Annotated in this window: 12 protein-coding genes; 1 reads left to right on the forward strand and 11 read right to left on the reverse strand. The window is 63.4% G+C overall.

Going from position 1 to position 12844, the window contains the following annotated elements:
- Positions 1-13: 13 nt before the first annotated feature.
- Positions 14-679: a molybdate ABC transporter permease subunit gene (gene modB, locus AC1RKI_RS26660; protein ID WP_061959614.1), complete on the reverse strand. Its 666-nt coding sequence runs from the start codon at positions 677-679 to the stop codon at positions 14-16.
- Positions 680-695: 16 nt separating this feature from the next.
- Entirely contained in the window at positions 696-1487 is a 792-nt protein-coding gene (modA, locus tag AC1RKI_RS26665; protein WP_235430420.1) for a molybdate ABC transporter substrate-binding protein, read from the reverse strand.
- A 106-nt stretch (positions 1488-1593) separates the two neighbouring features.
- On the opposite strand from modA, the gene AC1RKI_RS26670 reads away from it, so the two are divergent.
- Complete coding sequence (locus AC1RKI_RS26670; protein ID WP_061959613.1) at positions 1594-1980, forward strand: winged helix-turn-helix domain-containing protein; 387 nt, start codon at positions 1594-1596, stop codon at positions 1978-1980.
- Positions 1981-2026: 46 nt separating this feature from the next.
- Here the strand turns inward: AC1RKI_RS26670 and AC1RKI_RS26675 are convergent, their stop codons facing one another.
- From AC1RKI_RS26675 to AC1RKI_RS26715, 9 genes are all read right to left on the reverse strand, one after another.
- On the reverse strand, positions 2027-3673 hold the full coding sequence (locus AC1RKI_RS26675) for a site-specific integrase (protein ID WP_235430424.1): 1647 nt from the start codon (positions 3671-3673) through the stop codon (positions 2027-2029).
- A 258-nt stretch (positions 3674-3931) separates the two neighbouring features.
- On the reverse strand, positions 3932-4435 hold the full coding sequence (locus AC1RKI_RS26680) for a protein-disulfide reductase DsbD N-terminal domain-containing protein (protein ID WP_061959611.1): 504 nt from the start codon (positions 4433-4435) through the stop codon (positions 3932-3934).
- Between the two features lie 25 nt (positions 4436-4460).
- On the reverse strand, positions 4461-4976 hold the full coding sequence (locus AC1RKI_RS26685) for a TlpA disulfide reductase family protein (protein ID WP_061959610.1): 516 nt from the start codon (positions 4974-4976) through the stop codon (positions 4461-4463).
- Positions 4966-5655 (reverse strand): ABC transporter ATP-binding protein, encoded by a 690-nt coding sequence (locus AC1RKI_RS26690; protein ID WP_061959609.1) that lies wholly within the window; start codon positions 5653-5655, stop codon positions 4966-4968. The genes AC1RKI_RS26685 and AC1RKI_RS26690 overlap by 11 nt, the downstream gene beginning before the upstream one ends.
- The gene (locus AC1RKI_RS26695) at positions 5648-6811 is read right to left on the reverse strand and encodes an ABC transporter permease (protein ID WP_061959608.1); all 1164 of its coding nucleotides are present in this window, start codon (positions 6809-6811) and stop codon (positions 5648-5650) included. Before AC1RKI_RS26695 ends, AC1RKI_RS26690 begins: the two co-directional genes overlap by 8 nt.
- An 8-nt stretch (positions 6812-6819) precedes the next feature.
- On the reverse strand, positions 6820-7284 hold the full coding sequence (locus AC1RKI_RS26700; RefSeq protein ID WP_061959607.1) for a hypothetical protein: 465 nt from the start codon (positions 7282-7284) through the stop codon (positions 6820-6822).
- Positions 7285-7299: 15 nt separating this feature from the next.
- Complete coding sequence (locus AC1RKI_RS26705; RefSeq protein ID WP_492797970.1) at positions 7300-9102, reverse strand: heavy metal translocating P-type ATPase; 1803 nt, start codon at positions 9100-9102, stop codon at positions 7300-7302.
- Between the two features lie 262 nt (positions 9103-9364).
- Positions 9365-9748: an ArsR/SmtB family transcription factor gene (locus AC1RKI_RS26710; protein WP_061958504.1), complete on the reverse strand. Its 384-nt coding sequence runs from the start codon at positions 9746-9748 to the stop codon at positions 9365-9367.
- 111 nt (positions 9749-9859) lie between these two features.
- A complete protein-coding gene (locus AC1RKI_RS26715) occupies positions 9860-12844 on the reverse strand; it encodes a Tn3 family transposase (protein ID WP_061958505.1) in 2985 nt (994 codons plus the stop codon).

A 12844-nucleotide genomic window follows, 5' to 3' on the forward strand; every position in this document is an offset into this window, starting at 1 on the left:
TGGGACGCCTCGTTCATCGCCTAGCTGTCAACCGCGCGGAGGCGAACAAGGACGCACCGACCGCGCCCAGCGAGAGCCCCAGCAGCAGCAAGGCCATGCGGTTGGCGCTGGTAAGGTCGAAGGCCTGCACTCGGTCGTAGATCGCGATCGCAATCGTCTTGGTCTCGCCCGGGATGCTGCCGCCGATCATCAGCACCACACCGAATTCACCTAATGTGTGCACGAACGTCAGGACCATTGCCGATAGCACCCCTGGCCAGGCCAGCGGCAGCTCGATGCGCCAGAACGTTTGCCATGCCCCCAAGCCGCTAACTGCGGCCGCCTCCCCAAGCTGGCGCGGAATCGCCTCGAAGGCGCGCTGCACCGGTTGCACGAGGAAGGGCACATTAAAGACAATGGAGGCCAGCACCAGGCCGAGGAAGTTGAAGGTGAGGCGGATATCGAAGGTCTCTGCCACCCAGCGACCGAGCGGTGAGGCCCCGCCTAGCGATACCAGCAGGTAGTAGCCGAGCACCGTGGGTGGCAATACCAGCGGCAGCACCACCAGCGCCTCGATCCAAGCCTTCCCGCGGAAGGCCGTATAGGCGAGCCAGCGGCCCAGCCACAGGCCCGCGGGCAGCAGCACGATGAGTGTGACTGCCGCCAGCTCGAGGGAGAGCGTCAGCGCCTGCCAGTCCATGTTCCCGTCCTTCGCCTCACGGTTCCTTGGGCATGACGAAGCCGTAGCGCACCATGATCTCCTGCGCGGCCGGGGTGGCGAGGTACTCATAGAACGCCCGCGCGGCGGGCGGTGCGCCCTTGATCAGCACCATGCGCTGCTTCAGCGGTTGGTGCCACGCCTGCGGAATCAGCGCGAACTCGCCCAGCTTGGCTACCGATGGCGCCTTGGCCAGCGACAACGCGACCACACCGCCCTGCGTCGAGCCCGATGTGGCGAACTGCGCAGTCTGCGAGATGTTCTCGCCGAGCACCAGCTTCGGCTGGATAGCGTCCCACAAGCCGGCGTGCTGCAGCGCTTCCTTGGCGCGAGCGCCGTAGGGTGCGTGTTCCGGGTTGGCAATGGCGAATTTTTGCAGTCTGCCGTCCTTCAGCGCCGCAGCGAGGTCTTTGAATTCGCCATCGGCCTTCAACGGCGAGCCATGTGGCACGATGATTCCGATGCGTCCCACGGCGTAGAGCCGGCCCCGGTCCACCGTCTTGCCGGCATCCGCGAGCTTGAACACGAAGTCCTCGTCGGCGGACATATAGAGGTGAAGCGGCGCGCCCTGCAGGATTTGCGAATAGAAGTTCCCTGAAGAGCCGAAGACCAGCCGCAGCTTCTGGCCGGTGTCGCGCTCGAAGCGAGCCGCGACTTCCTCGATGGCAAACTTCAGGTCCGAGGCCGCTGCCACCGTGGGCGGCGTCTGCGCGTGCAGCGGCGAAAGCCACGCGGCGGAAATAAGGGCCGTGGCGAGCGACAAGGCAAGTTGGCGGCGAAGCATGGGCATGGAACGTCCTAGAGATCAGGCGGTCTAGCTATCGATATCTTCCAAAAGCGATATCGCTTGTGGAGTATATCGCAGGCTCGGGAATCAGTGGATAATACGGCGCACCATGAAACCGATGCTCAGTGCCTCCCCGCTCGACGAAAAGACGCGCTTCCGGGTGCAGATCAAGCACGCGGTGGCGATCGGCCCAGGCAAGGCCGACGTGCTCGAAGGGATTGCGCAGACCGGATCGATCGCCGAGACTGGCCGGCGCCTAGGCATGAGCTACCAGCGCGTCTGGTCGTTGGTGGCTGCGATGAATGGCGACTTTGTTGAGCCACTGGTACTCAAGCAGCGCGGGGGGGTTGCCGGGGGTGGGGCGAAACTCACGCCGACCGGCGAGCAAGTGCTGGCGATTTACCGCGCGATCGAGCGCGACGCGCAACGCGCTGTGGCGAAGCGGCTGCCGGAGCTACTAAGTCTAATCCGACCCGACGCGGGAGACAATTCATAGCCGTCGTCACTAGCGGCCTTCCCGCCGAGACCCGTCCGCTGGCTCTTCATGCGTGAGGGGGCCAGGTGGCGGCGAACGCCGCGCCAATCTGCCGCGCCCGTTTCACCTCGTCGCCGTGCAGGTAGATCGAGGTCGTCGAAATCGACGCGTGCCGCAAGTTGTCCCGCACCGTCGTCAATTCCGCGCCACGCGCGAGCGCATGACTCGCGTGCGTATGGCGCATCCAATGCGGACTGGCCTGCCGCAGCTTCGCGGCGGCGACTGGGCTGTCCGCCTGGACCAAGTCCGCCGCTTGCGTGAAAAACCGCCGCAGCACGCCCCACAGCCGCGTGCCGGTGATGCCGCCAGCAACATCCTGGCCAAGGCCGCCAATCAACGGCGTACTCGGGTCCCACCGTGCTGGCGTGACCGGCAGGCCGCGCTCCACCAGATACTGGTCGAGCGCCACGCGCGCCAATGGGGGCAGCGCCACCTTGCCCGCTTTAGCGCCCTTGCCGACCAGTCTGAGCCAGTGGTCACCATGGGCATCAATGTCAATGCCGCCGAGGGTTGCGCTGACGAGTTCGCTGGCGCGCAGGCCGGTCGCATACGCGAAGTCGAGCACGAATCGCAGGCGCTGGGCCGCCGGCGCCTCCCACCCATAGGACCACTCCAGTCCGTTGGCGAGCGCGCGCACCAGCAGCCATTCCCCCTCGGTGAACACGTGGGACGTATCCAGCGGCGCGGCACGCGCGCTGCCACGCACCTTGATGCCCGCGAATGGATTCGCCAGCACATAGCGTTGCTGGATCAGCCACCGGAACATGGCCCCGAGCACCGATAAGGCATAGGCCGTTGAACGCGGTGACAGGCCCTGCGCAAACGGGCGCCATTCGCTTGAGGTGCGTGGTCGAGGTGGCCCCACCCAACGCTTGAGGGGCGTCGGCCGACGCAGGAAAGTGCGATAGGCAATCGCGTCCTCGATGGTCAGCGACGACAGGGCGCGCTCGCGCTCGACGATCGCCCACAGGATTAGCCGCTCCGCTTCCTTGCGATAGGCCCGTTGGGTGGCCGGTGACTCGTGCAACGCCAGCCAGGCCTGTACGGCCGCGTAGTCGTTCGACGCGCCGAGGGTGCAGGTTTGCCGTGGGGCGCGGAAGGTCCCGGACGAGCCGTCGACTTCGTGGGGCAGGCGCAGGTGCTCCCATGGCACGATCACCCCGTGCTCCGCCACGGCGATCAGCGCTCGGGCGCGCTCGGTGAGTTGCGGGTGCTCGGCGAAGAAGGCCTCGATCCGCCGGGCGCTCGCCGGGCCAAGGCCGGGCACCGCCGCCCACCAGCGACGCCGGCGCGGAATGCGCACCGTCAGGTCCGCCAGCGTCTCGAGGCCGTGCGCGCGCAGCGCGGCCACGGCACGAGGCGGCAGCCACTGGCCGATGTCGTCGCCGGCCTGCGGCTGCGGCGGGGGCAAGCGGCGCAGCCAGTCGACCGCCTGGCTGATGGCCTTAGTCCGCCCGACTCGCTCGGTCGCGCCGTGTGCGAACAACGCGGCCAGGTCGGGCCGCTGCCGGCGGTGCGCGAAATCAATCACTTGCCGTCGGATGCGGCCAAGGATGCCGCGCGCGGACTGGCCGCTGGCCTTGCGCTCGTGCAGATAGCGCACCACCGCCTCGCGGGCCGACAGCCCTTCGTACCAAGCGCGTAGCGCGGCCAGCGACGCCGCATCGTTCCCTCTTCCGTCGGTGTATAGGTCTCCTCGACCTCGCGTTGCGTCAACTCCGGCTTGAATCGCGGATAGGCTGTTTCATGAATACTGCTCACAGCGGTGGGCTCCCTGCCTCTTGTTTTCGTCGCTCGGCAGCTCGGCAGACCATCACTACACTACCGATGACATTTTTTTATCGCAATCCGCCTGCGCCGCCTCCCAGGCGGCCATGTTCACTGGCGATAGTTGGAATGCCTGCCTGCGCGCCTACGGCAAGGTCATCTTGATCGACTTTACAATGGGGGGATAACAGACGCCCTGTTTGATATTGCAACCCTGATAGGTGGCGACCAGGGTGAAATCTTTCGCCTTGGGCGCGCGGTTCAACGTGATTTCCGCCTTCACCGGGCGCGGATAGGTCTCCATCTTGCCGAAGAATTGGTCCATCTTGACGTCGCCCGGCGGCAGATTCACCGCCTCGATCACGACGCCGCTGGCATCCTTCAGCGCGAATCGGACCTTGTCCTTGTAGAGGTAATAACCATTCGCAGGGATGAGATCGGCCACGAGCGTCGTGGCGTTTTTGAACGACACTTTCAGCTTGAAGGCATCATCCGGTTCGAGCAGTTCGTCTTCCTTATTGCTGGAAAACAGTCCCGCAACGCGGTTTTGCAACCCCGGTGCGGACGATTGCTGCGCGACCGCAGGTGGCAGCACGCCGCCGCACCAAGCCGCCAGCACCAAGCCGGAAATCAAGCGCTTTTTCACCATAAGAGCCTCCTGAGTTAGGTGCTTGCTACGACGCGCGACCGGCTGGGAGTGACGCATCCAGGAACGCGCGCAGCTTCGCAAAATTGATGACGCCCACTGTCTTGGAGATCCGCTGCCCGGATGGGTCGATCACGAACGTCACCGGTGTGACTTGGACTTGCTCGTAATCGCGTGCCAGCGCGCCGCCCTGATCGAAGACCACCGGGAATGGCAAGGCCTGTTTCGCCGCATACTGGCGCACCTGCTGCAGATCGTCATAAGGCATCGCCACGGCGATGACTTCCAGGCCGCGCGGCTGGTACTGCCGGTAAATGGCGATCAGTTCCGGCATTTCTGCCAGGCAGGTACCGCAGGTGGTCGCCCAGAAATTGACCAGGACGATTCTGCCACCCAAATCGCTCAGCGCGATCCGTCGACCGTCGATCGTGGTGAAGGCCGCCGTGGAGTCCACCGGCTTGGGGAATACGGCATACGTGCCAGCGGCGACGGCAGCAAGCACAGCCAACGCTGCAACCGCGCGCGCAGCTTTGCTAAAGCGCATGGTCGGCCTCCTCGATCCGCCCATCCTTGACGCGGACCACTTGCTGGGCGTGGGTGGCCACTGCCGCGTTATGGGTGACCATCACAATGGTTTTACCCTGCGCATGCAGGCGCTTGAGCAACTGCAGCAGCTCCGCCTCCGATGCCGAGTCGAGATTGCCGCTCGGTTCATCCATCAACAATACGTCCGGATCGTTGGCCAGTGCCCGGGCGATCGCCACGCGCTGCTGCTGGCCGCCCGACAGCATGCTTGGGAAGAAATTCGCCTTGCCTGTCAATCCGACCGCGTCCAGCAATGCCAGCGCACGCGCTTTCCCCGCACGTGATTCCATCCCGCCGAACCATAGCGCCATCTGGATATTCTCAAAGGCGGTCAGATGCGGCAACAGATTGAAGAACTGGAAGACGAAGCCGATTTCTTTCGCACGTGAGCGTGCCAGCGCATTCGGCGGCAATGCGGTCAGTTCCAAGCCATTGAGATAAATCTGTCCTGCGGTCGGCCGGTCCAGCCCGCCCATGATCTGCAACAGCGTGCTTTTGCCATGACCGGACGGTCCCATGACGGCGAGCCAGGAACCTCGTTTCACAGTCAAATTCACATTGTCCAGTGCGGTGGTCGAGGCTTCCCCGGTGCCATAGACTTTGCTGACATTCTCGACACGAATCAAAGTCTCAGACATGGCGAATTGCCTCCATCGGCGACAGCTTGGCCGCTCGGTACGCGGGATAAAGTCCCGCGACCAGCGCAAGGCCGATCGATAGACCTAATGTCATCATGGCCGTGGTGCCATCCAGCGCGGGTACCGATGTCTGGGGCAACGACGCGGTGAACGCGTTATTGGTCAGATACGGGCCGAACAGCCAGGCCGCCGCCATCCCGATCGCCGTGCCCAGGACGCCACCCAGCAATCCGTACAATCCGGACTCGCACATGAAGGACAGGAATAGCGTGCGCCGGGTGCTTCCAACGGCTTGCATGATGCCGATTTCATGCCTCCGCTCATACACGGCGGTCAGCAAGGTGTTGACAATGCCGAACGCAGCGGCCAGGACACCCACGGCCGCGATCGCCTGCATCGCGGCGCCCACGGTGCCGACGATCGACAGGATCGACGACAGCAGTTGCTTGTCGGTGACCACGGCAACGTTGGCCACTTCCTGGATGCGCAAGGAGACCGCATCGACTTGCTCCAGGTCAGTGACTTGCACCGCGATGAACGAGACTTTACCGTCTACATTGTAGATTTTCTGCGCGACGGACAAGGGAATGAAGGCGGCGATATCGTCCTTGGTGCCGGTCTCCTGCAGCACGCCGATCACATGCAGCGGCTTTCCGCGCACGGTGAATTCGTCACCGGGCTGCAGCTTGAACTGTTTGGCAATCGCAAAACCGACGACCACGGCGCGCTCGCCTGGCGCATTGAAATAGCGCCCGGCGTCGACCGTCCACTTTTGCAGCACGCGCATCTCGTCGGGCAGAATGCCGATCACGGGTACCGGCTGGTTGCGGAATGCGGTCTTTTCATTCAGATAGGGAACCGCGGTTTTCACGCCCGGCACGCGGGTAATTTTGTCCAGTTCGGCCATCGGGATCGCTTCCGGCAATTGCTCGCCGGTTAGCACCGAGATTTGCTCATACGCGCACCATCCCTTGGGCGTGACCACCAGGTTGGCGCCCAGGCTCTGCGCCTGTTTGCGGATTTCGCGGGTCAAGCCCTGGCCGATCGTCATCAGCGCGACGAAGGCCGCCATGCCGATCGCCACGCCGGCGAGCGTAAACACGAAGCGCCCGCGCCGGCGCAACAGGTTGCGCCATACCAGTTTGGACAGGTTCATCGCGCGCGTTACTTGATCGAGCCCAGGTTTTCGACGCTGTCAGCCTGCACGAACAGAAAGCCCCGCTTCTGATCGTCGGCGATCTTGCCGCGCACATTCAATTCATCCCACGGCTTGGGCAGCGTGCCGGTCATCCGCACCGGCAAATAGGTTTTCGCGCAATGCAGATCCGAGCAGACCCGCGCTTCGCGCGAATCGATCATCGAAAACAGTGTCGGATCCTGGGGCGATGCCGCGGCCATCACACCGCGCACGGTGATCGTGCCCTTGTAATTATTCATGTCCGCAGCGAGATCTTCCACTTGGACGGTACCGGAAGGCAAGGCGCGCTGGGTGCCCAGCAAATCCGGCAAGCCCTTGAGCACCGGCTTGTCGCCAGCCCACAGTACGCCGCCCGCCGCCAGCGCGGCTACGACCAACACCGTGCCGATGACAAGCGGCTTGCGGCTCTTGTTGTTTGTTGATGAAGTCATGTCAGCTTCCTTTCATTACCTGGGGGATTGTCGCGGTGTAGCGGTTGGCTTCAGCGGTACAGTTGCGCGGGTAAACGGTTCGACGGGGTTATCTTGTGCAACGGCATCTGCCCGGCCGCGCGTGCGCAGCAAGCGCGCGGAATTGATCAGGATGCCGAAATCGGGACCGGATTGCGCAATGGCGGCGATGGTCGGCGGCAGAATGCCGAGCGAGGCCAGCGACAAGCCGGTCAAGTTGTACAGGGCGGTAAAGCCGATATTGATCTTGACGGCGTTCATGGTGCGGCGGGCGACGTGCAGCACTTCCGGCACCAGCGACCAATCCTCGCGCATCAGCGCAATGTGGGCGGCATCGATCGCGATGCCGCTGCCGGCGGCGCCCATGGCGATACCGACATCGGCTTGCGCCAAGGCCGGCGCATCGTTGACGCCGTCGCCGACCATGACGACGATACGGCCCTGCCGCTGGTGTTCGCGCACGATCGCGATTTTGTCATCGGGCATCAGGTTGGCACGGTACGCCAGTCCGAGCGGCGCAGCCAGTGCCGCCGCCGTACGTTCGTTATCGCCGGTGAGTAACTCCAGATGCCGTATGCCCAGTTGCTGCAATTCCCGCAAGGCGGCCGGCACTTCGGGACGCAGCGTATCCATCGCCGCTAATACGCCGGCCGGCTTGCCATCGATGGCGACAAACAGCAAGGTCTTTCCTTCCGCTTCCAGCTGCGCTGCGGTGGCTGCCATGCTGGCGTCGCCGAGCAGGCGCCGGCTGCCCACGCTCACTTCACCGATGTCCAGGCGCGCACGCACGCCCAGGCCCGGCAGTGCGGTGAAGTCGGGGATATCGAGCAGGGACAAATGGCGTTGTGCGGCGGCGGCACGCACCGCTTCGGCCAAGGGGTGCTCGGAATAGCGCTCTGCACTGGCGGCGAGCGTGAGTAACTGGTCTGGTTCGAGTGCATCGTCGAAAGGGACGATGTCGGTGATACGCGGCTGGCCGAGCGTCAACGTGCCGGTCTTGTCGAGCAGCACAACATCCGCTTTCGCGAGCAATTCCAGGTATTTGCTACCCTTGATCAGGAGACCGCGCTTGGCCGAGGCACCAATGGAGGCGATCATCGCCACCGGCGTGGCCAGCGCGAACGAGCAGGAGCACGCCACCATCAGCACCGCCGCCGTCGCCAGGGTATTGTCGCTGACGAAGTAGGTGACGAGCGCCACGCCGATCACCACCGGCAGATACCAGGTTGCAAAGCGGTCCGCGATCCGCTGGATGGGAGCGCGGTGCCGGTCGGCTTCTTCGACCAGTTTGATGACGCGACCGAAGGTCGACTCGGCGCCGATGTGCGTGACGCGGATGCGCAAGTGACCAAGCTGCGCAAAACTGGCCGCGAACACGCGGCGGCCTGGTCCGGCCTCGACCGGCATCGACTCCCCGGTGATGGCGGCCTGGTTAATCGTCGCCTGCCCGCCAATCACGTCGCCGTCGACCGGAATCTGCTCGCCGGGACGGACGATGACGATATCGCCCACCTGCACGCCTGCCAGCGGCAACTCGACCTCGCGGCCAATCCGCTCGACGCGCGCCGTCTGCGGCGCCATTTCGGTGAGCTGGCGCACGGCCGTGCGGGCACGGGTGGCGGTGAAGTGTTCAATGTAGTCGGCCAGCCGCATGAAACCGACGATCATCACGGCGGCCGGCCAGGCGCCGACGGTGACGGCGGCGATCAGCCCGACCGTCATCAGGGTGTGCGACGTGATTTTGCGCTTGAACGCCGCCTGCAGCACCGAGCGAAAGATCGGGTAGCCGCCGGCGGCCACGATAGCGAGCCACACCGGCCACGGCACGACATCATTGAGCCGGTCGAACCAGCCGAGCGATTCCGCAAACACGGCCAGCAAGACGACCAGGACCAGGACCGCGCTAAACAGCGCCAGCAGTCGGCCGGACAAGCTGTCCATCACTGGCGTCGACTGTCCAGCCTTTGTTGTCACTGCCGAGCAGGAACAGTCGCCGCAGGCGGCAGCTTGCATTGGCTGTTGAGGAGCGGATGACATGAGCGCTCTCCGGTCGGTGAACGGGTTAGGCGAGACGCTGCTGCAGGAGGCACAGATCGCCCTTGAGGGCGTTGAGCAGACTCTCGTTATGGAGCCGGTAATAGACCATTTTCCCGTCGTTGCGCATCGTCAACCAGCCTCGGTCGCGCAGCAGCTTGAGCTGATGCGAGGTGGCGGCCACGCTCAGGCTCAGCACATGGGCGATGTCGCACACACACAGTTCGCGATCAGCCAGCGCCAGCAGGATTTTCAGGCGCACGGCATTCCCCAACAGTTTGTACAGCTCGGCCAACTGGGGCAGCAGATGCTCATCCTTAGCGAGATCGGCCTTGATCGCGGCGACCTTTTCTTGCTCGAAGCACGCTACTTCACAGGTTGGGCTGGTAACAACATTGGAAGTGGCTTTCATTGGCGCGCATCATTTCGTCATTTTCGAAAATGATAGCATGAAGATAAGGGGCGCACATGACCGCCGGAAAGAGGATCGGCCGGGATTCGTAAAAAATCCGCCACATCTCCGCTAAGCGGCTGATTTTAAAGAAAAATCAATCGATGGATCCAACGGCGGCACGCGCCGCTGCAGGTCCAGCAGGTAATCGCCCAGTCGGTTGATATGCTCGCGCCGGTAGGGTGACAGCGCCTTGAGCACCTCGGCGTCAATGGGATGCCCCTTCTCCTGCAGTTCCTTCAGCTTGCGCGACATCCACTGCACGTTGTAGAGGACGACCATGTTGGCCACGAGCTGGTTGTACTTGATCACCTTGCGCTGCTCGTGCCGCAGGTTCTCGGCAATGGTACCGTCGCCGCCAAACATCAGCCACTGCGCGAAGTCGTTGAACTGCTCGCTCTTGTTCGTGGCGGCATGGATGACTCGGCGCAGCTCCGGGTCGTTCAGGTACTTGAGCAGGAACAGCGTGCGGATCACCCGGCCCAGTTCCCGGAACGCAAAGTAAAGCTTGTTCTTGGCGCTCTCCGAGCCCAGCCGGCGTAGGATGGTTGAGGGCGTCATCTTGCCCGCTTTGATCGAGACCGTGACCCGCATCATGTCGGGATAGTGCCGTTCGATCAGGGACCAGTCGATGGACCGCCGGCACAGCCGTTCGATGTGGTCATACTTCCGACGCTTGTCGGCCTTGTACAGGACCAGGTCCTTGATATTGCGCATCCGCGGCATCAGATTGATGCCCAGCAGGTAGGACAAGCCAAACACCGGCCCGCTCTGGGCCTGGGTGTCGCCATGAATGGTGTCAGGCTGGATATCCGAGCCGTTGTGGATCAGTCCATCCAGGATGTAGACCGCCTCATGCACGCCGCAGGGAATGAAGTTGCTGAAGAGCGCGATGTACATGTCGGACACGTGATAGTAGCCGATCCCGCCGTAGCCGCCATACCGGATGTGGTACTCGGACAGCAGGTTCTGCTCGTACAGATTCCACTTGGTCCCGTCTGCGGAAGCCCGCTTGCCAGAGCCCCAGTATTTCGGCAGTGCGAACTGATTGTAGGCGTTGATGACTTTGACGACGGCCTTGTCGAGCCGCTCTTCCGTGATGTGGCGCAGGTTCAACCAGGCGACTTGCTTGCGGCTCAGACCCTTGACGGAGCGCGCCGTCTGGCTGGGACCGAGGTTGCAGCCATAGCAGAACAGCGTGCTGATGAAGCGCTTGCGCGGATCGTCGAGCTTGGCTTCGAACCCGGACAACGGCCCGAATAGCTTGTGCAAATCCAACCACTGCTCGGTCTCGGTCAGCAAGTCCAGGATGCTGATCTGCGGCATCGACGCCGTGATGGCCTGGTCGATCAGCATCTTGTTGGGTGGCTCGGGCTCCCTGCCGGGCCGGTGGATGACCAGACCCTGCTCGTTGAGTTCGATGCCGTCGTTGTCTGGCACGTTTGCATCGACTTCCTCGAGCGCCGTGCTCAGTCTTTCCTGCAGTTCCTTGACGAAGCTCTTGCCGTCCGTTGGCAGTCCCACCATTTCGCAGTAGCGCGGCAATTCGCGGCTGAACTCCTCTTGCGAGACCTGGTGCACGCGGTAGTCGTCAAAGTGATCGCTGCCCTCGACGTAGAGATCGCCCGAATTCAGCTCGCGCATCACCTGGTGGAACACGCACAGTTCGAAGTACCGGCGGTGCAGCAGACGCGTGGAACGGCCTCCCGGGAAGATGGCCTTCTGCCACTTGTCTGGGATCCAGTCAAGCGGCAGCTGCGTCAGGTCTTCGTCGGTGAGCTGCAGATACTCGCGATGCGAGGTCCGGAAGCCCTGCATCCAGGCGAGCGCCACCAACACGGCCCTGTCCTGGGAACTGGATCGCAGCGGCAGCACCTCGACACACTGGAACAGCAGGGAGCGCTGCGGGCGGTACGGCGCGAGCATGAACGGCAGATCGAAGTTGCCGGCGTACGCGATATGCTCGTTACAGCGGGCCAGCGCGCCGACGGCATCGTCACCGAGGACTTCTCGCACTTTCTGGAGACGGAAGATGTCGGCAATGCCGTCGTCCTGCAGAACCTGCAGCACGTCACGGAACTGGCTGACCAAGCCCTCCAGCGCGTCGGCATGGGCCAGTTGATATTGCTGTAGCCGAGTCCTGGCGATCGACTCGAACTTGCGCATGACCTTGATGAAGATCTCCGCCACGTCGTCGAGCGCCTTCTGCAGCTGGGCCTGAATGAAAAGCACCGCCAGCGCATAGCGCTTGACGGGCTTGAGCGAGCGGATCTCGGCAATGTCCAGCGCACGCGCTTCGGTGATCAGTTGCGCTCGCTTGGGCACCGATAGCACGGCTGGCGCGGCCGGCAGCCCGTCGGCCAGCTTCCGCAGACCCTGGATGTGCTTGAGGAAGCTGGCGATCTCGCGCGTGGCCGGGCGTTTGGGCTCGCGCTTCAACTGTTCCCAGCCGGACTTGCCGCCATTGCCTTCGAATAACGCGTCGATACTGGCCATGAGCGAAGCATCCAGCGCCTCGGAGATGAACCGATAGATGGCCTCATTGCATCGGTGGCGAGCTAGGGCAGCGATCCGCTGCAAGCCCGCCAGCGGCGGCAGTTCATACCGTCCCCGGATGAGCTCTTCAATTAGGACGTTGACGATGTCCGGCAACTCGACCTTGGTGTGCGCGGCTTCCGAGGCCAGCACATGTAGCCATTCCTGGGCGTCGGCGTCCACCTGCCGGATGCCAACGTGGGCGCGCAGCAGTTTCTGGTGCCGTGACCGGGTGCCCGAGACGTCGTAGCGCAAGACCGTGCGGCGCGACAGGGGACGGGTGCGCAGCGCCGAAGCAACATGGTCGATCACGGCGGCCGGCACATCGGCCAGCATCGGGAAGTAGCCGAGGCGCTGCAGCAGCTTGAGCTGAACGAGGATCAGGACCGAGGTCGAGGTCTGGCGAGCCTGGCTTCGCGCAAAGCGGACTTCGGCCGCGGTCAGTGTGAAGGCCGCCTTCAGTTCGGCTGCGCTGAGTTCGCCCGGCAGCGCCGGATAGGCGGTCTCGTGGATCGGCTGCAT

Source organism: Cupriavidus sp. GW822-FHT06G04 (assembly GCF_058799075.1).

Bases quoted from the DNA above. Each gene is read 5' to 3' on its own strand.
- modB (WP_061959614.1), bottom strand. From the start codon at position 679: ATGGACTGGCAGGCGCTGACGCTCTCCCTCGAGCTGGCGGCAGTCACA.
- modA (WP_235430420.1), bottom strand. From the start codon at position 1,487: ATGCCCATGCTTCGCCGCCAACTTGCCTTGTCGCTCGCCACGGCCCTT.
- AC1RKI_RS26670 (WP_061959613.1), top strand. From the start codon at position 1,594: ATGAAACCGATGCTCAGTGCCTCCCCGCTCGACGAAAAGACGCGCTTC.
- AC1RKI_RS26680 (WP_061959611.1), bottom strand. From the start codon at position 4,435: ATGGTGAAAAAGCGCTTGATTTCCGGCTTGGTGCTGGCGGCTTGGTGC.
- AC1RKI_RS26685 (WP_061959610.1), bottom strand. From the start codon at position 4,976: ATGCGCTTTAGCAAAGCTGCGCGCGCGGTTGCAGCGTTGGCTGTGCTT.
- AC1RKI_RS26690 (WP_061959609.1), bottom strand. From the start codon at position 5,655: ATGTCTGAGACTTTGATTCGTGTCGAGAATGTCAGCAAAGTCTATGGC.
- AC1RKI_RS26695 (WP_061959608.1), bottom strand. From the start codon at position 6,811: ATGAACCTGTCCAAACTGGTATGGCGCAACCTGTTGCGCCGGCGCGGG.
- AC1RKI_RS26700 (WP_061959607.1), bottom strand. From the start codon at position 7,284: ATGACTTCATCAACAAACAACAAGAGCCGCAAGCCGCTTGTCATCGGC.
- AC1RKI_RS26710 (WP_061958504.1), bottom strand. From the start codon at position 9,748: ATGAAAGCCACTTCCAATGTTGTTACCAGCCCAACCTGTGAAGTAGCG.
- AC1RKI_RS26715 (WP_061958505.1), bottom strand. From the start codon at position 12,844: ATGCAGCCGATCCACGAGACCGCCTATCCGGCGCTGCCGGGCGAACTC.